The following is a 17,311-nucleotide window of genomic DNA, read 5'->3' as shown; positions in this document are numbered from 1 at the left end:
CGTGGCGATTGCATCCCATACATTTAATTTGAAGTCCAAATATGATCCTGCCGGCGACCAGCCTCAGGCAATAGAAGAATTGACCGCGGGAATTGAGCGTGGAGAGAAATTCCAGACGCTTCTCGGGGCGACTGGAACAGGAAAGACGTTTACGATGTCAAACGTGATTCAGAATGTAAATAAACCGACGCTCGTCATTGCCCATAACAAAACGCTCGCCGGTCAGCTTTACAGCGAATTCAAAGAGTTTTTTCCGGATAACCGTGTGGAGTATTTTGTGAGCTACTACGACTATTATCAGCCGGAAGCATACATTCCGCAGTCCGATACATTTATTGAAAAAGACGCGAGCATCAATGATGAGATCGATAAGCTTCGTCACTCTGCTACGAGTGCCTTATTCGAGCGGAGCGATGTCATTATCGTAGCAAGTGTTTCCTGTATATACGGTCTGGGTTCACCGGAGGATTACCGCGATCTCGTAGTTTCCCTCCGTAAAGGGATGGAAAGAGAGAGGAACGATCTGCTGCGACAGCTTGTCGATGTCCAGTATGACCGTAACGATATCAATTTCACCCGGGGCACATTCCGGGTCCGGGGAGACGTTGTGGAAATTTTCCCTGCCTCCCGTGATGAACACTGTCTGCGCGTAGAGTTTTTCGGCGATGAAATAGACCGCATTACAGAAGTGGATGCTTTAACAGGGGAAGTACTGGGAGAGAGGGAACATGCAGCTGTTTTCCCGGCGTCCCACTTTGTGACGCGTGAAGAAAAGCTGAAGCGGGCTATCGTAAACATCGAAAAAGAGCTGGAAGATACGCTTAAGGATTTTCATGAAAAAGGAAAGCTGCTCGAAGCTCAGCGCCTCGAACAGCGGACCCGCTATGATATTGAGATGATGCAGGAACTCGGTTACTGTTCCGGAATTGAAAACTATTCCCGGCATCTGACTTTCCGCGGTCCGGGTGCAACCCCCTACACGCTGCTGGACTACTTTCCGGAAGATTTCCTGATGATAGCTGATGAGTCGCACGTTACTCTGCCGCAGGTACGGGGAATGTACAACGGAGACAGAGCGCGGAAAGGGGTGCTTGTCGATCACGGCTTCCGCCTGCCTTCAGCCCGGGATAACCGTCCTCTGCAGTTTGAAGAGTTTGAAAAACATATAAAGCAGGTTGTTTTTGTCTCAGCTACACCAGGCCCTTATGAAATAGAACATACCCCAAAAATGGTAGAGCAGATTATTCGCCCTACAGGCCTGCTTGACCCTACTATTGATGTCCGTCCAATTGAAGGACAGATCGATGATTTAATTGAAGAAATACGCCTTCGCAAAGAAAGAAACGAACGGGTGCTGATTACCACTTTGACGAAAAAAATGTCGGAAGACTTAACCGACTATTTAAAGGAAGTCGGCATCAAAGTGCAGTATCTGCACTCCGACATTAAAACGCTGGAACGTATCCAGATTATCCGTGAGCTGAGACAGGGGCAGTTCGATGTTCTTGTCGGTATCAACCTGCTTCGTGAGGGCCTCGACCTTCCGGAAGTATCTCTCGTAGCCATTCTCGATGCAGATAAAGAAGGCTTCCTCCGGGCGGAGCGTCCGCTTATCCAGACGATGGGACGTGCAGCCAGAAATGCTAACGGGCATGTTATTATGTATGCCGATAAAATGACGAATTCCATGGAAGTGGCCATTGATGAAACGAAGCGGCGCCGTACGATTCAGAAAGCCCATAATGAAAAGCACGGGATTACGCCGACTACCATTCAAAAAGATATTCCGGAGCTGATCCAGGCCACTTATGCGGCGGAAGAAGAAGAAACCTATGAAGCGTTAGAAAAAGCTCCAAAACAGAAGCTCAGCAAAAAAGAGCGTGAGAAAGTAGTTGAAAGAATGGAACTGGAAATGAAGCAGGCGGCGAAAGATCTCGATTTCGAGCGGGCTGCCGAGCTTCGTGACGTTATATTAGAACTGAAAGCGGAAGGATGATAAACGTATGTCTCCAGATAATATTGTTGTAAAAGGAGCCCGCTCGCACAATTTAAAAGATATTGATGTGACGATTCCGAGAAACAAACTTGTTGTAATGACCGGACTTTCCGGCTCAGGTAAGTCATCCCTCGCTTTTGATACGATCTATGCAGAAGGACAGCGCCGCTATGTGGAATCTTTATCCGCTTATGCGCGGCAGTTTTTAGGCCAGATGGATAAACCGGATGTTGATTCTATAGAAGGACTGTCTCCGGCTATTTCAATCGATCAGAAAACAACTTCGAAAAATCCGCGTTCCACCGTTGGTACGGTTACGGAAATATACGATTACCTGCGTCTGCTTTTTGCACGTGTGGGAAAACCGATATGTCCAACGCACGGGATAGAAATCACTTCCCAGACTGTCCAGCAGATGGCAGACCAGCTGCTGGAATTTGAAGAGCGTACGAAGATGCAGATTCTTGCCCCAATTGTTTCCGGCCGGAAAGGCACGCATGCGAAAGTGCTGGAAGATATAAAAAAACAGGGCTTCGTGCGCATCCGTGTAAATGGAGAAATGCGGGAAGCCGGAGATGAAATTGTGCTCGATAAAAACAAAAAACACAGTATTGAAGTGATTATCGACCGGATTGTTATTAAAGAAGGAATTAAATCTCGTCTCGCCGACTCGCTTGAAACAGCTCTCCGCCTGGCGGAAGGAAAAGTAATTATTGACGTTATTGATCACGAGGAACTTGTATTCAACCAGCACCATGCGTGTCCTCACTGTGGTTTTTCTGTCGGGGAGCTGGAGCCGCGGATGTTTTCTTTCAACAGTCCCTTCGGTGCCTGCAGCCGCTGTGACGGACTGGGCCATAAGCTGGAAGTAGACGTGGATCTCGTTGTCCCTGATCCGGAGCTGACTCTGGAAAAGCATGCCATTGCAGCCTGGAAACCAACAAGCTCCCAGTACTATCCTTCCCTTTTAAAGAGTGTCTGTGGACATTTTAATATTGATATGAAAAAACCTTACAAAGAACTTACGAAAAAAGAGAAAGATATTATCCTTAAAGGGAGCGGGAACGAACGGATCCATTTCCGGTACGAAAATGAATTCGGCCGGGTAAGAGAGAAAAAGATTTACTTTGAAGGCGTATTGAAAAACATCTCGAGAAGATACCATGAAACAGGGTCGGACTATATCCGTGAACAGATGGAGCAGTACATGACGCAGAAGCCATGCCCATCCTGTAAAGGCAACCGGCTGACAAGTGAAGCGCTGTCGGTAAAAATAGCAGGCTATCATATCGGCGAAGTGACAGATAAGTCCATTAAAGAAGCTTCTTCTTTCTTTGAATCACTCGAGCTCTCGGAAAAAGATATGACGATAGCGCGTCTCATACTCCGGGAAATCAGTGAGCGTCTCGGATTTTTGTTGAACGTCGGTCTCGAGTATTTAACCATGTCCCGGGCAGCGGGCACACTTTCCGGAGGCGAAGCCCAGCGGATTCGTCTGGCGACCCAGATAGGTTCTGCTTTAATGGGGGTTCTTTACGTACTGGATGAGCCATCGATCGGGCTTCATCAGCGTGATAACCACCGGTTGATCCGGACACTGGAAAGAATGCGCGATCTTGGTAATACGCTGATTGTGGTAGAACATGACGAGGATACGATGCTTGCTGCAGATCATCTCATTGACATCGGGCCCGGCGCAGGCGTGAATGGCGGGGAAATCTGCTCCACCGGTACGCCGAGGGAAGTTATGGAAGACGAAAACTCGGTTACCGGGAAATACCTTTCCGGCGAAAGATTTATACCGCTTCCAGCTGAAAGACGGAAGCCGGATGGAAGGAAATTGACGATCCGCGGAGCAGAAGAGAACAACCTCCAAAAAACAAATGTAGATTTTCCTCTCGGACTGCTCATGGCAGTAACTGGAGTTTCCGGTTCCGGGAAGAGTACGCTGATTAACGATATTCTTTATAAATCACTTGCCCACCGGCTTACCACAGCGAAAGCCAAACCGGGGAAAGTGAAGGAAGTAAAAGGAATGGACCAGCTGGAAAAAGTGGTGGAGATCGATCAATCACCAATCGGGCGGACTCCGCGTTCCAATCCGGCTACGTATACAGGAGTATTTGATGACATCCGCGACGTGTTTGCGATGACGAACGAAGCGAAGATGCGCGGCTATAAAAAAGGGCGGTTCAGCTTTAATGTGAAAGGAGGCAGATGCGAAGCCTGCCGCGGGGATGGAATTATAAAAATTGAAATGCATTTCCTGCCGGATGTGTATGTGCCCTGTGAAGAATGTGACGGAAAACGCTACAACAGGGAAACGCTGGATATCGCATATAAAGGGAAGAGCATCGCTGATGTACTGGCGATGACGGTTGATGAAGCGCTGATTTTCTTTGAAAATATTCCGCGTATTAAACGTAAAATCCAGACGCTTCAGGATGTAGGGCTCGGCTACATTAAACTTGGGCAGCCTGCTACGACCCTGTCCGGGGGAGAAGCGCAGCGTGTGAAGCTCGGTTCTCAGCTGCACAGACGATCAACCGGCAAAACGTTTTATATTTTAGATGAACCGACTACCGGTCTGCATATTGCAGATATAGCAAGGCTCCTGCAGGTGCTGCAGCGGCTTGTGGAAAATGGAGATACCGTTCTTGTCATTGAGCATAATCTGGATGTTATTAAAACAGTCGATCACGTGATTGACCTCGGTCCGGAAGGTGGTGACAAAGGTGGAAAGCTGGTAGCCCAGGGCACCCCTGAAAAAGTAGCAGAAGTAAAAGCTTCCCATACCGGCGCTTTCCTTAAACCGATTCTCGAACGTGACCGGGAACGTACAAATAAAAAAATGGAGGAACGAACAGCGGCGAACAGTTAAGCTGATGCCTGCGCTTCCTTTTATCCCAAAAAAGGATGTGCCGGGGAATATTTGAAACGCCGGACCGGTCCAGACGTATAAAAGAGAAACAGTCTTTTGTCTGAACAAGAATACGTCGGAAGGCGGAGGCTGGAACAATTTACAGCGTGTAAAATGAAGGTAAGGTAAAAACAGGAAGGAGTGTTCACGATGCAGGAAGAACGTCAAATGATTCTTAAGATGATCGAAGACGGTAAGATTTCCGCGGAAGAAGGCATGCGCCTTTTAAACGCTCTGAAAGAGGGCAGCCGGGAGGAAGAGGAACCAGCATCTTCTAAAGAGAAGAACCAAGAGGGAAAAAGTCAGGGTCAGGATCAGCGGTCACAGTGGGATTACCGTAAAGCAGAAGAGACTTTTAATACTTTTGCAACGAAATTTTCTGAGTTTGTCGACGATGCGGTGCACCGCGTAAAGGAATTTGATCTCGACTTCAATTTTGGTCCGTCAGAATCCATTCAGCATGTTTTTGAGCATAAGGATGTTTTTCTTAAGGAAGCAGACATTCATATTGAAAACGGGAATATTGAGCTGAAGCCATGGAATGAAAAAGACATCCGCATAGAATGTGATGTGCAGGTTTACCGTATGAAGGACAAAGAATCAGCCAAGCGTGAATTTCTGCGTGATGTCCAGTTCAGTTTTTCCAATGGGAAGCTGAAACTGGAAGCGAGAAAAAAGACGATGAGGGTTAATACGGTCATTTATTTTCCGACCGAGCATCTCGACAAATTAAAGCTGTATACGTTTAACGGTAAAATGAATGGGGAAGATATTCCTGTACACCGTTTGGAAGCAAAAGCGATCAACGGCAAAGTTTCTTTCGATAGAGTAGACGCAAAGGAAGTACGTATAGAAACGATTAACGGACCAATTAACATCCGTCGTCTGCACTCGATGGAAGCAGAGCTGAAAACGATGAACGGGACATTGAATATAGAAGCTGGACGCGGCAATATGCATCTGGAATCAGTAAACGGAACGATCCATTTCCGTCTTTCGGAAGCTTCTCAGTCAAAAGCCTATATTAAAACAACGACAGGAAGCATTTATATAGCAGTTCCTGACGGGGTTAAAACCGAAGGGGAAGCGAAAACAAATGTCGGCGGCATTCACTGTCAGCTTCCTAATATGAGCGTCATCGATGAAAAGAAAGATTTTGCCAATAAAAAGTTAACCTTCCTTGCCAACAAGGAAGGGGAAGGACACTTTTATATTGAAGCAGAAGCTTCCACCGGATCTGTAAACATCAAATAATATGCTGACCGCGAAGAAAAAAGGAGTGATTTTTAATGAAACGTTTAACGAGAACGACAGAAGACCGTAAACTTGCCGGAGTCTGTGGCGGTTTAGGGGAGTATTTTAACATTGATCCGACCCTCGTCCGGATTATTGCAGCTATTTTGTTCATTCCATTTTCAGCCCTTGTTGCGATTCTCTATATTGCGGCCATTTTCCTTGTGCCGAATGATACTGAGGCCGATCAAGCATGAGCTGGCTGATACAGTTAGTCGTTAACGCTGTCGTTCTGCTGATCATTGCGAACCTGTTCGGCAGTATCGAACTTTCCGGCTTCGGAGCCGCTCTTTTGGCAAGTCTTATCCTGGCGGTAGTTAACGTGATTGTTAAACCGATTCTTGTTATCCTTACTCTTCCGGTTACGATTTTATCTCTCGGGCTCTTTCTCTTTGTAATTAACGCCATTACGCTGATGCTGACAGCCTGGATAATGGGAGACAGCTTTCAGATTGACGGCTTTGGTATCGCCATAGTGGCAGCCGTTATATTTGCGATTCTGAATGCGGTTATTTCCAACTTTATTGTCGATCCCCTTACAAAAAGAAAATAAAGGTACTCCCGCTGGAGGGAAGCTTCCAGCGGTTTTTTATGTGCAATTTAATTGAACCCGGGTCTGTTTTTCAGGCGGGCAGAACGAGCTCCTTTCTGGAGTAGCTATTTAAGACTATATAAAAGAATGGCTACCTTGAAAATAAAACAGATAAGCTATGAATGGTCGCTTTCGTTTCCATGGGGACGCTTTCCGGGCGGGCCGGCCTCAGCTAATTCCGCCCTCCCCTACGTCGGGCGGAGTGGGCTCGTCCTTAATCGAACTGGAGTCGCCCCATGTCCACTCCAGCTTACGGTAAAAAAACCCTCTTATAATAAAGAAACCTCATTCTTGAACATCATTGATTCAACCTGTACAGAAGGGAAATTCCATTCCTGTAAAAGACCATTTTCATCCATCATGGGGCAGTCAACCTGCATGAGTGTCTCTGTTAAAGTCTATGGTTCTTACGCGAAAAAGGGGAACTTGTCTTTCCGGCTTACGATGACAGAAGATAAGTCTACTTAAAAAGCTGGCGGCCCAGGCTTAAACGATAGAATGTTTAAGGGTTAAATTAGTTTTTTTGTCAGATATATCTTGTTTTCACCAAACGTGCGTAAGAGCCAAGTCTATTGTTGATAAATACAGATAACTCCGCTTCGTTTTGATTTCCCAACACTGAAAGCCCGGTGGTTGAATCAAGGAGGTACAAAGGTAGAAACCAGTGCCAGTGCGATTTTCAAGACGCCTGCGGAAAAAGAAAGCGGGAAGATCCTCCCGGACGCAAGGTAAGCCGCAGGCAATCCAATAACAACACGGAGCTTTAACAGAACCAAAAGAATAAATTTCAAGCAGGCGACTTCCGGCGCAGCCTGGCCTTTGATATGCTAAAATAAAGAAAGACTATGTTTTTGCGAGGGGAGAGAGTAAAAATGGCAGAAGTAACAACAAAAGATATAATGGAGGAATTCGAATTAGCATTGGTTAATGATGAAGATTCTGTGGCTTACAGACCAATTACTACAAGCGATATTTCCCGGCCGGGAATGGAAATGGCAGGTTTTTTTACATATTATCCTGCAAAAAGGATCCAGCTGATCGGAAAAACGGAACTCTCATTTTATGAACAGCTGAGTGAAGAAGAACAGCTCGATCGAATGGAACAGCTCTGCACGTACGATACGCCGGCTGTTATTCTCTCGCGTGGAATGGAAGCCCCCCAGCCATTAATAAATGCGGCGAATGAAGTAGGTTTACCGATTTTCTCAACGGAAATTTCGACGACACGAATGAGCAGTAAACTGACTACCTATCTGGAAAGTAAGCTGGCTCCGATGACCGCCCTGCACGGGGTTTTGATCGATATTTATGGCATAGGTGTCATGATTACAGGATCCAGCGGTGTAGGTAAGAGTGAAACGGCTCTGGACCTGGTCCGCCGTGGTCACCGCCTCGTAGCAGATGACTCGGTGGAAATACGCCAGGAGCAGGATGGTGTGCTCGTCGGACGTTCTCCAGAGCTTATCCGTCATTTGCTTGAAATACGCGGTCTCGGTATTATAAACGTAATGACTCTTTTCGGGGCAGGGGCTGTCCGTAATGAAAAACGTATCGGACTTGCAATCGACCTTGAAGCCTGGGATCAGAAAAAACAATACGACCGACTCGGCCTCGACGAGGATTTTATGCAGGTTTTTGACACAGGACTGCCGAAAATCACGGTGCCGGTCCGTCCGGGGAGAAATCTGGCCGTTATTATTGAAGTAGCAGCAATGAACTTCCGATTGAAACGAATGGGAATTAATGCGGCAGAACAATTTTCAGAGCGGCTCACCTCTGTTATTAATGAAAGTGATACTGACAACGATTGAAGAAGGAGATGAAGTAATTGTTTTTAACTGCCCAGCCGCTTGATCCGATAGCTTTTGAAATCGGTCCTCTTACAATTTTCTGGTATGGAATTTTGATAGGGCTTGGAGCTTTTCTCGGATATTTGCTGACTAACAGAGAAATGAAGAAACGCGGACTGCCGGCCGATATGCTGGCAGATCTGCTTATGTTTGCACTGCCGGCAGCGATTATCGGTGCCAGAATTTACTATGTTATTTTCCGGTGGGAACAATTCGCCGATAATCCCATTAGTGCCTTTGCTATATGGGAAGGTGGACTTGCAATTCACGGGGCGCTGATTGCTTCTGTTATTACCGGACTGATCTTTGCGAAGGTGAGAAAGGTTTCCTTCTGGAAACTCGCAGATATTACGGCCCCTGGTATTCTCCTCGGGCAGGCAATCGGCCGGTGGGGAAACTTTATGAATCAGGAAGTATACGGCGGAGAAGTGCCGCGGAGCTTCCTGGAGAATATGATGCTTCCTAATTTTATTATTGAACAGATGTTCATAAATGGTGCCTATCATCATCCTACGTTTTTATATGAATCGGTATGGAATATTCTGGGTGTAGCACTGCTTCTTTATCTTCGCCGCTGGAACCTCCGCAGAGGAGAGCTGTTTATTACGTATTTCATTTATTATTCAATCGGACGGCTTGTGATAGAAGGCATACGGACCGACTATTTACTTCTTTTCGGAGTGCTTCGTACAGCTCAGGTGCTTTCAATTACGCTGATTATAGCAGGTATTATTCTTATCATTTACCGCCGGAAGAAGGGGCTTGCCGACAAACGATATTTGGATAATTAGCAGCGTTCCAATAATAAATTTTCACGAACATTTCTTTTTTTTGGCTACCTTGAAAATAAAGTGGATTAACGATAAGCGTGCGCTTTCGTTTCCATGGGGACGCTTTCCGGGCGGGCCTCAGCTGATCCCGTCCGTATTCGCCCAGGAGCCTTCCCATCTCCACTACAGCTTACGGTATAAAATATAGAGCAGGAAACATGTCTCTAATAAAGAAGACCTCTTCTGATATCATTGATTCCACCTGTATTGATGGGAAATCCATTCCCATAGTTCGAACAGGAACGTAAAACAGTACTTCTTGGAATTGAATGATCTATTTTGGTTTTAGAGCATTTGATATATAGTGCATATAATTTCCAAAGAGTTCACTGTGCTGTGGAAGAAGGAGGTCGGAAGATCCCGCATGGCGTAAGCCTACCCGGAGATCTCCTCCACGGCAGGGCTGAAGCGGAGTTTTCTACATGTATCAACAACAATGTTTTAACACAGCTGAAATCAATTGATTGGAAAGGAGGTGCTGCTTTGCAGACGTTGAAAACCGGCTTAATAAATGGACTTATGACGACGTGGAAACTGGGGAAAATTATTTTTCCGATTACGCTTATCGTTACCATGCTCAGTCAGACAGTTGTGATGGAATGGCTGATACGTCTTCTTTCCCCGATGATGGGGTGGATCGGTCTGCCGGGCGAAGCAGCTATCCCTCTTGTTCTAGGAAATATACTGAACCTTTACGCGGCTATTGGGGCTATGCTTACGATGGATTTAACCGTGAAAGAAGTATTTATTCTCGCGGTGATGCTTTCCTTCTCCCACAACTTATTTGTGGAATCGGCAGTGGCAAAACAGGTGGGGCTGCGTATCAGTGTCGTTCTGCTTGTGCGGATCGGCCTGGCTTTATTTTCAGCATGGATAATTCACCTCGTCTGGCAGGGGGGAGCAGAGCGGGCAAGCTACGGATTCGTTCCTGCAGGTCCTTCGGAAGTGGAAGGCTTAATGCCGATCGTGCTATATGGAATCGAAAGTGCTGTAATCGGTATTCTGCAGCTGGCGGCGATTGTCATCCCTATTATGATTTTCGTCCAGGTTATGAAAGACATGAAATGGCTGCCGGTATTTTCCCGCTGGATGACGCCGTTTACGAAGGTGCTTGGCGTCCGGTCCAACACATCGACGACGCTCGCGGCCGGACTATTGTTCGGTCTTGCCTACGGAGCAGGAGTGATGATTCAGGCTGCCAGGGAAGACGGGGTTTCGAAGAAGGATTTGTATCTTGTGTTTATTTTCCTCGTGGCCTGCCATGCAGTTATTGAAGATACCCTTATTTTTGCCCCTCTCGGCATTCCACTGTGGCCTTTGCTGCTCGTCCGTCTTGTAACGGCCGTCCTGCTTACTGCAGCTGTAGCTTTTGTTTGGAACCGTGCAGAGAAAAAAACAGAGGATGAAAAAGAATATGAAGAAGCAGAAGCTGCTTCTGATAGATAATAGAAGGAGATATAAACATGAACGAAAAAATTGACACTATCTTATTTGACCTTGATGGAACGCTTATTAATACAATTGACCTGATCGTTGCTTCTTTTGAACATACGCTGGATCACTACTTTCCGGAAACGTATACGAGAAAGGATATAGCAGGTTTTATCGGTCCTCCTCTTTCCGAAACGTTTGAACGGATGAACCCCGATTACGCATCAGAAATGATCGACAAGTACCGGGAATTCAATCACGCTAAGCATGATGAACTCGTTTCGGAATATACAGGAGTGCTGGAAACGCTGGAGCAGCTTTATGACCAGAAATATGCAATGGCTGTAGTGACAACGAAAAGGCGGGATACAGCACTCAAAGGTATCCAGCTGATGAATATGGAAAAATATTTTCCTGTTGTCATTTCACTTGATGAAATAACAAAACCGAAGCCCGATCCTGAGCCTTTGCAGATGGCGCTGGAACAGCTCGGGAAGAATCCGCACCAGGCGATTATGGTCGGAGACAGTGAACACGACATTCTGGCCGGGAAAAATACCGGTACGTTGTCTGCCGGAGTTTCCTGGTCTATCAAAGGGAAGTCTCATCTGCAGACTTTTGAGCCGGACGTGATGCTTGAGGAGATGCCGGACCTGCTTCGTTTTATTAACCAAACAGAAAATCTTCGTTAAGGAGGAGGAACATGGCGCGCAGAACCGAACGATATCAGGTCACAGAAGCCAATTCACTTTGGCAGGTCTATAAAACAGTGCCGTTTCTAAAAGTTGTCAAAAACTTTCTCGTCATTCAGATTGCACGGTATATGCCTTTTTTAGGTTTGAAAAATAAGTTGTACCGCACGTTTTTACGCTCGAAAATAGGCGACCAGGCGGCCGTTGCCCTGATGGTTATGTTTGATGTCATGTTCCCGGAACGAATTACAATCGGTAAAAATTCGGTGATAGGCTACAATACGACGATACTTGCCCATGAGTATCTTATTGACGAATACCGTCTGGGCGATGTGATTATCGGAGATAACGTGATGATCGGAGCGAATACAACGATTCTTCCAGGCGTAACTATCGGCGACGGAGCGGTCGTTTCTGCGGCCACGCTCGTTCATAAAGATGTTGCTCCCGGTACATTTGTCGGAGGCAACCCGATGCAGGTAATCCGACTGAATAATGAGCCAGCAGCTATCGATTAGGCGGCTGGCTCCTTTTTACTTCCCTCTCCGGTTGACGGACGGGGGGAAGCCCTGTAAACTGTCCATTAAGATCTTTATTGCTCTATCACGTTAGCACATTAAAGTGCATGCAAATCAGAAAGGATGAAGCGCCCCATGCCAAAGTTATTTATGTTTGAAAAACCGCAGGGAATGCGGGATACACTGCCGGAACTGTACCACCTGAAAAGCCGGGTAAAACAGTCCGTTTCGAAGGAAGTCCAGCAGTGGGGGTACGAACCGGTGGAAACTCCGACGGTAGAATTTAATGAGACAGTCGGGACAGCTTCCGCTATACTCGATCAACAGTTATTTAAACTGCTCGACCAGCAGGGGAACACGCTCGTCCTGCGGCCGGATATGACAGCTCCTATCGCTCGTATTGCTGCTTCTACGATGAAAGGAGCCGAACGTCCGCTCCGCCTGACTTATGATGCGCCGGTTTTCCGTGCCCAGCAGTATGAAGGAGGCCGTCCTGCGGAGTTTGAACAGGTTGGAGTCGAACTGATCGGTGATGAATCGTCTAGTGCGGATGCGGAAGTTATTTCATTAATGATTTCTTCACTTAAACAGGCAGAGGTGCGTTCCTACCAGGTAGCAGTCGGCCATGTCGGCTTTGTTAATGCGCTCCTGAATGAAGTGCTTGGAAACGAATCGAGAGCCCAGGAATTCAGAAGATATCTCTATGAGAAAAACTACGTCGGTTTCCGAAAAGCAGTGGATGAACTGCCGTTATCTTCTCTTGATAAAAGACGCCTTTACGAACTGCTCCGTCTGAAGGGCGGGGCCGAAGTAGTGGAAAACGCAAAAACGCTCACGGAGTCGGACGAAGGAAAAGCAGCTCTTGCTCAGCTGGAACAGCTGCTCGATATCCTTAATGACTATGGAATAAATGAAGATGTAATGATTGATTTAAACCTCGTTATGCATATGAGTTATTATACAGGTACTGTATTTGAAGCTTACAGCGAAGGACTTGGATATCCTCTCGGAGGCGGAGGCCGCTATGATCAGCTGCTCTCGAAATTCCATCACCCGGAGCCTGCTACAGGATTCGGCCTCCGCGTTGACCGGCTGACAGAAGCACTTGGTGTTTCCAAACAGCGGATCACTTCTGATATATGCCTCATATTCAGTGGGGAGCGCCGCAAAGAAGCAATGGAACAGGCACGGACTCTCCGCAGTGAAGGACAGACCGTAGTTATTCAGGAAATTACCGGAATTAAAAATGTCGATGCTTATTCTGCCCAGTTTCAGGAAGTCAGGTATTTCATCGGCTCGAATGGAAATGGAGGGACCTCATCATGAGCGCGAATTTATTAACAGTAGCCATGCCAAAAGGTCGCATATTTGAAGAGGCACTCGAACTGCTGCGCCGGGCAGGATACGACCTGCCTGCGGATTTTGACGATTCCCGCAGGCTTATCATTGAGGTGCCGGAATCAGGAATGAGATTTATACTTGCCAAACCGATGGATGTCCCGACCTATGTCGATCACGGCGTCGCAGATGTCGGTGTCGCAGGTAAAGACGTAATGATCGAAGAAGAGCGGGACGTATACGAAGTGCTCGATTTGAAAATCAGCGCCTGCTATATGGCTGTAGCCGCGCTGCCTACGTATGATCCCGGTAAAGATGTGGCTCCGAAAATTGCCTCTAAATATCCCAAGCTGACTTCTGATTATTTTCGGGAGCAGGGGGAGCAGGTGGAGATTATTAAACTGAACGGATCCATTGAGCTTGCCCCGATTGTTGGTCTTGCCGATCGTATCGTCGATATTGTGTCGACGGGGCAGACGCTTAAGGAAAACGGTCTTGTCGAATTGGAAACAATGATTCCGATCACGTCCCGTTTTATCGTAAATCCAGTAAGTTACCGCACGAAAGCTGCGCAGATCGATGATATGGTCGACCGTCTTGCCGAGGTAGTCGGGAAGGGGGAAACGGTATGAATATAGTCTCCCTTGAAGAAACGCCATCCCTTAAACGATCTATTGACCAGGGTACCGGCACCCAGCGAGAGGCTGTAACCGGAATCCTTCAGCAGGTAAAAGAACGAGGAGACGAAGCGGTGCAGGAATACACGCAGCAATTTGATAAAGTAACGATTGCCGATCCCCGCGTAACAGAAGAAGAATTGAGCGAAGCGGAAGCCGCTGTCGGGGAGGAAACCCGCACGGTGATAAGAGAAGCAATTGAAAATATCCGTGATTTTCATGAGCGGCAGCGTCAGGAAACGTGGATTACAACAAAAGAAGATGGCACTATTCTCGGCCAGAAAATAACTCCTCTCGATGCGGCAGGTGTCTACGTACCGGGAGGACGTGCGGCCTATCCATCTTCGATAATAATGAATGTCATTCCCGCTCAGGTAGCAGGAGTGGAGCGTATTGTGATGGTTTCCCCGCCACAGGAAAACGGAAAGCTGGAAGACATCGTTTTGTTTACTGCAAAAGAACTGGGCGTAAAAGAAATTTATAAAATCGGAGGCGCTCAGGCAGTCGCCGCGCTTACTTACGGGACGAAAACGATCGATCCGGTTGATAAAATTACGGGACCGGGCAATATTTTTGTGGCGCTTGCCAAGCAGCTTGTTTACGGTACCGTCGACATTGACATGATTGCCGGACCGAGTGAAGTCGTCGTTCTGGCGGATGAGTCGGGGCATGGAGATTATATTGCTGCCGATCTGCTCAGCCAGGCGGAACACGATCCGATGTCCTCTGCGATTCTCGTCACGACGAGCCGGGAACTGGCAGAGGAAACGGCAGTAGAAGTAAAGGAGCAGCTTCAAACACTTCCTAAAAAGGAAATTGCCGAAGCTGCTATCCGTGATCACAGTACGATCTATGTGGCGGACACGCTGGCTCAGGCAATTGCGGCAGTTAATGAACTCGCTCCGGAACATTTGGAGCTTCATACAGCAAAGCCGTGGGATATTGTAAGCAAAATTAAACACGCAGGAGCGATCTTCCTCGGAGAAAACAGCTCGGAACCGATTGGTGATTATTTTGCCGGACCGAACCACGTTCTGCCGACAAATGGAACGGCCCGCTTTTCCAGTCCGTTGAATGTGGAGGATTTCACAAAAAAATCGAGTATAATTTCTTACAGTGAGCAAGCGCTGCGTGAAAACGGCGGAAAAATTGCGGCATTTGCACGCCTGGAAAATCTGGAAGCCCACGCCCGCGCGATCGATATCCGTTTGGAGAAAGGAGCAGGACATGGAAAAACGACAGGCAGCTAAAATTCGCGAAACAAAAGAAACACAGATTGACTTGACGTTTAATATCGACGGGGAGGGCGACGCGGATTTAACGACGAACGTGCCGTTTATGTCCCATATGCTCGACCTTTTTACGAAGCACGGTCTTTTTGACATGCAGCTTCATGCAAAAGGGGATATTGAAATTGATGACCATCATGCTACGGAAGATATCGGAATTGTCCTCGGCAGCGCCCTGCTGGATGCACTCGGAGATAAGCAGGGGATCCGACGTTACGGTTCGGCCTTTGTGCCGATGGACGATGCGCTGGCTCACGTAGTGATAGATCTGAGCAACAGGCCGCACTTTGAACTCCGGGGGGACATTCCGCACCGGAAACTGGGCACATTTGATACGGAACTCGTCGAAGAATTTTTGTGGAAATTCGCCCTTGAAGCCCGCATGAATCTGCATGTGAATGTACATTACGGCACGAACGCCCACCACATTATCGAAGCGGTGTTTAAGGCGCTCGGCCGTGCCCTCGATGAAGCAACCCAAGTTGATCCGCGTGTGAAAGGGATCCCTTCTACGAAAGGAAGTTTGTCATGATTGGAATTATCGACTACGGAATGGGCAATCTTCACAGCGTAACAAAAGCATTGGAACGCCTCGGTCACACACCTTTTCTTTCGGAGCACGCCGAGGAGCTTGCAAAAGCGGATATGCTTATTCTCCCTGGTGTTGGATCATTTAAGGACGGTATGGCGGAACTGGAAAAGCGCGGCCTGGACACGTTTATTAAGCAGTGGGCAGGAGATGGAAATCCGCTTCTCGGCATCTGCCTTGGAATGCAGCTTTTGTTTGATGAAAGCGAAGAAAATGGACGAACTCCGGGACTTTCCCTCCTTCGAGGAAAAGTGGTCCATTTCCCGCGCGGTGATTTTAAAGTGCCGCACATGGGCTGGAACAAGCTTGTCTTTCATCAGCCGCAGCATCCTGTTCTTTACCAGGTAGAGGAGGGGCACGTTTATTTTGTCCACTCTTACTTTGTTAAAGCAGCAACAGATATTCTCGTGGCTTCAGCCGACTATGCTCATGAGACCGTTGCAGCGGTTGTAGCTCAAAACTCCGTCTGGGGCACGCAGTTTCATCCGGAGAAGAGCAGTTTTGTCGGGATGAGTATGCTTAAAAATTTTGTTGAACAAAAAGGAGGCGTACGCGTTGACTGATTTTACGATTTATCCGGCGATTGACATGCGCGGAGGAAAATGTGTCCGGCTTCTTCAGGGAGATTACAATAAGGAAACGATATACGGAGATTCCCCGTTCGAAATGGCAGAGTTGTTTGCGGAAAAAGGAGCATCCTGGATTCATATGGTGGACCTTGATGGTGCCAAGGAGGGGAAACCTGTGAACCACGAATATGCGGTCCGTGCGGCGAAGGAACTCGGTGCGGACGTGCAGGTAGGCGGAGGGATCCGAACTCCGGAAGCAGCAGCGACCTATCTGGAAGCCGGTGTTTCCCGGATTATTCTCGGAAGCTCAGCGATTTCCGACCCTGACTTTGTCCGCAGGATGCTGAAGACCTATGGGGGAAAAAGAATAGCGATCGGCATTGACGCCCGCGATGGGTTTGTAGCAACGCACGGGTGGCTGCAGACATCCGAAGTCCGTGCCGAAGAACTGGGCCAGGAGCTTGCAGAAGCAGGGGCTGAAACGTTTATCATGACGGATATTTCACGTGACGGGATGATGAGCGGTCCGAACGTGCAGGCGATTGCCGAACTGGGACGTGCCACTGGAAAACAGGTTATCGCTTCGGGAGGCGTCAGCAGCATGGAAGATCTGCGGGAACTTGCTACCTTCAAACATGACGGCATTTCAGGGGCAATTATCGGTAAAGCACTGTATACAGAAAAAATCGACCTCGAACAAGCTCTCCGGGAGGTGGAGAAATAGCCG

Annotated in this window: 16 protein-coding genes; all 16 read left to right on the top strand. The window is 47.6% G+C overall.

All coding sequences use genetic code 11. The features are described from left to right. The first annotated feature begins 1 nt into the window (after position 1). Positions 2-1,996 carry an excinuclease ABC subunit UvrB gene (gene uvrB / locus FTX54_RS14075; RefSeq protein ID WP_422387405.1) on the top strand — a complete coding sequence of 665 codons (1,995 nt, stop codon included), beginning with the start codon at positions 2-4 and terminating at the stop codon, positions 1,994-1,996. Positions 1,997-2,003: 7 nt separating this feature from the next. Next, positions 2,004-4,877 carry an excinuclease ABC subunit UvrA gene (uvrA, locus tag FTX54_RS14070; protein WP_147804362.1) on the top strand — a complete coding sequence of 958 codons (2,874 nt, stop codon included), beginning with the start codon at positions 2,004-2,006 and terminating at the stop codon, positions 4,875-4,877. Positions 4,878-5,066: 189 nt separating this feature from the next. After that, positions 5,067-6,170 (top strand): DUF4097 family beta strand repeat-containing protein, encoded by a 1,104-nt coding sequence (locus FTX54_RS14065; protein WP_147804361.1) that lies wholly within the window; start codon positions 5,067-5,069, stop codon positions 6,168-6,170. Positions 6,171-6,205: 35 nt separating this feature from the next. Beyond that, positions 6,206-6,406: a PspC domain-containing protein gene (locus FTX54_RS14060; protein WP_147804360.1), complete on the top strand. Its 201-nt coding sequence runs from the start codon at positions 6,206-6,208 to the stop codon at positions 6,404-6,406. Continuing rightward, positions 6,403-6,762 carry a phage holin family protein gene (locus FTX54_RS14055; protein ID WP_147804359.1) on the top strand — a complete coding sequence of 120 codons (360 nt, stop codon included), beginning with the start codon at positions 6,403-6,405 and terminating at the stop codon, positions 6,760-6,762. The genes FTX54_RS14060 and FTX54_RS14055 overlap by 4 nt, the downstream gene beginning before the upstream one ends. Before the next feature lie 911 nt (positions 6,763-7,673). After that, entirely contained in the window at positions 7,674-8,612 is a 939-nt protein-coding gene (gene hprK / locus FTX54_RS14050) for an HPr(Ser) kinase/phosphatase (protein ID WP_147804358.1), read from the top strand. Between the two features lie 17 nt (positions 8,613-8,629). Further along, entirely contained in the window at positions 8,630-9,442 is an 813-nt protein-coding gene (lgt, locus tag FTX54_RS14045; protein ID WP_147804357.1) for a prolipoprotein diacylglyceryl transferase, read from the top strand. 522 nt (positions 9,443-9,964) lie between these two features. Further along, positions 9,965-10,927, top strand: a complete 963-nt coding sequence (locus FTX54_RS14040) for a nucleoside recognition domain-containing protein (RefSeq protein WP_147804356.1) — start codon at positions 9,965-9,967, stop codon at positions 10,925-10,927. Between the two features lie 17 nt (positions 10,928-10,944). Then, positions 10,945-11,604: a pyrophosphatase PpaX gene (gene ppaX / locus FTX54_RS14035; RefSeq protein ID WP_147804355.1), complete on the top strand. Its 660-nt coding sequence runs from the start codon at positions 10,945-10,947 to the stop codon at positions 11,602-11,604. A gap of 11 nt (positions 11,605-11,615) precedes the next feature. Continuing rightward, positions 11,616-12,122, top strand: a complete 507-nt coding sequence (locus FTX54_RS14030) for an acyltransferase (protein WP_147804354.1) — start codon at positions 11,616-11,618, stop codon at positions 12,120-12,122. 135 nt (positions 12,123-12,257) lie between these two features. Then, complete coding sequence (locus FTX54_RS14025; protein WP_187254603.1) at positions 12,258-13,448, top strand: ATP phosphoribosyltransferase regulatory subunit; 1,191 nt, start codon at positions 12,258-12,260, stop codon at positions 13,446-13,448. After that, positions 13,445-14,092, top strand: coding sequence for an ATP phosphoribosyltransferase (hisG, locus tag FTX54_RS14020; protein WP_147804353.1), 648 nt, complete (start codon positions 13,445-13,447; stop codon positions 14,090-14,092). Before FTX54_RS14025 ends, hisG begins: the two co-directional genes overlap by 4 nt. Then, positions 14,089-15,387, top strand: coding sequence for a histidinol dehydrogenase (hisD, locus tag FTX54_RS14015; protein WP_147804352.1), 1,299 nt, complete (start codon positions 14,089-14,091; stop codon positions 15,385-15,387). The genes hisG and hisD overlap by 4 nt, the downstream gene beginning before the upstream one ends. Further along, positions 15,365-15,958 (top strand): imidazoleglycerol-phosphate dehydratase HisB, encoded by a 594-nt coding sequence (gene hisB / locus FTX54_RS14010; RefSeq protein WP_147804351.1) that lies wholly within the window; start codon positions 15,365-15,367, stop codon positions 15,956-15,958. The genes hisD and hisB overlap by 23 nt, the downstream gene beginning before the upstream one ends. Then, positions 15,955-16,578, top strand: a complete 624-nt coding sequence (gene hisH, locus FTX54_RS14005) for an imidazole glycerol phosphate synthase subunit HisH (RefSeq protein WP_147804350.1) — start codon at positions 15,955-15,957, stop codon at positions 16,576-16,578. The genes hisB and hisH overlap by 4 nt, the downstream gene beginning before the upstream one ends. Beyond that, complete coding sequence (gene hisA / locus FTX54_RS14000; RefSeq protein WP_147804349.1) at positions 16,571-17,308, top strand: 1-(5-phosphoribosyl)-5-[(5-phosphoribosylamino)methylideneamino]imidazole-4-carboxamide isomerase; 738 nt, start codon at positions 16,571-16,573, stop codon at positions 17,306-17,308. Before hisH ends, hisA begins: the two co-directional genes overlap by 8 nt. Positions 17,309-17,311 lie beyond the last annotated feature (3 nt).

The organism is Alkalicoccus halolimnae (assembly GCF_008014775.2).
GTDB classification, from domain to species: Bacteria; Bacillota; Bacilli; order Bacillales; family Salisediminibacteriaceae; genus Alkalicoccus; species Alkalicoccus halolimnae.
Note: the sequence above shows the minus strand (reverse complement) of the source record. Positions and strands in the feature narration are given on the sequence as shown.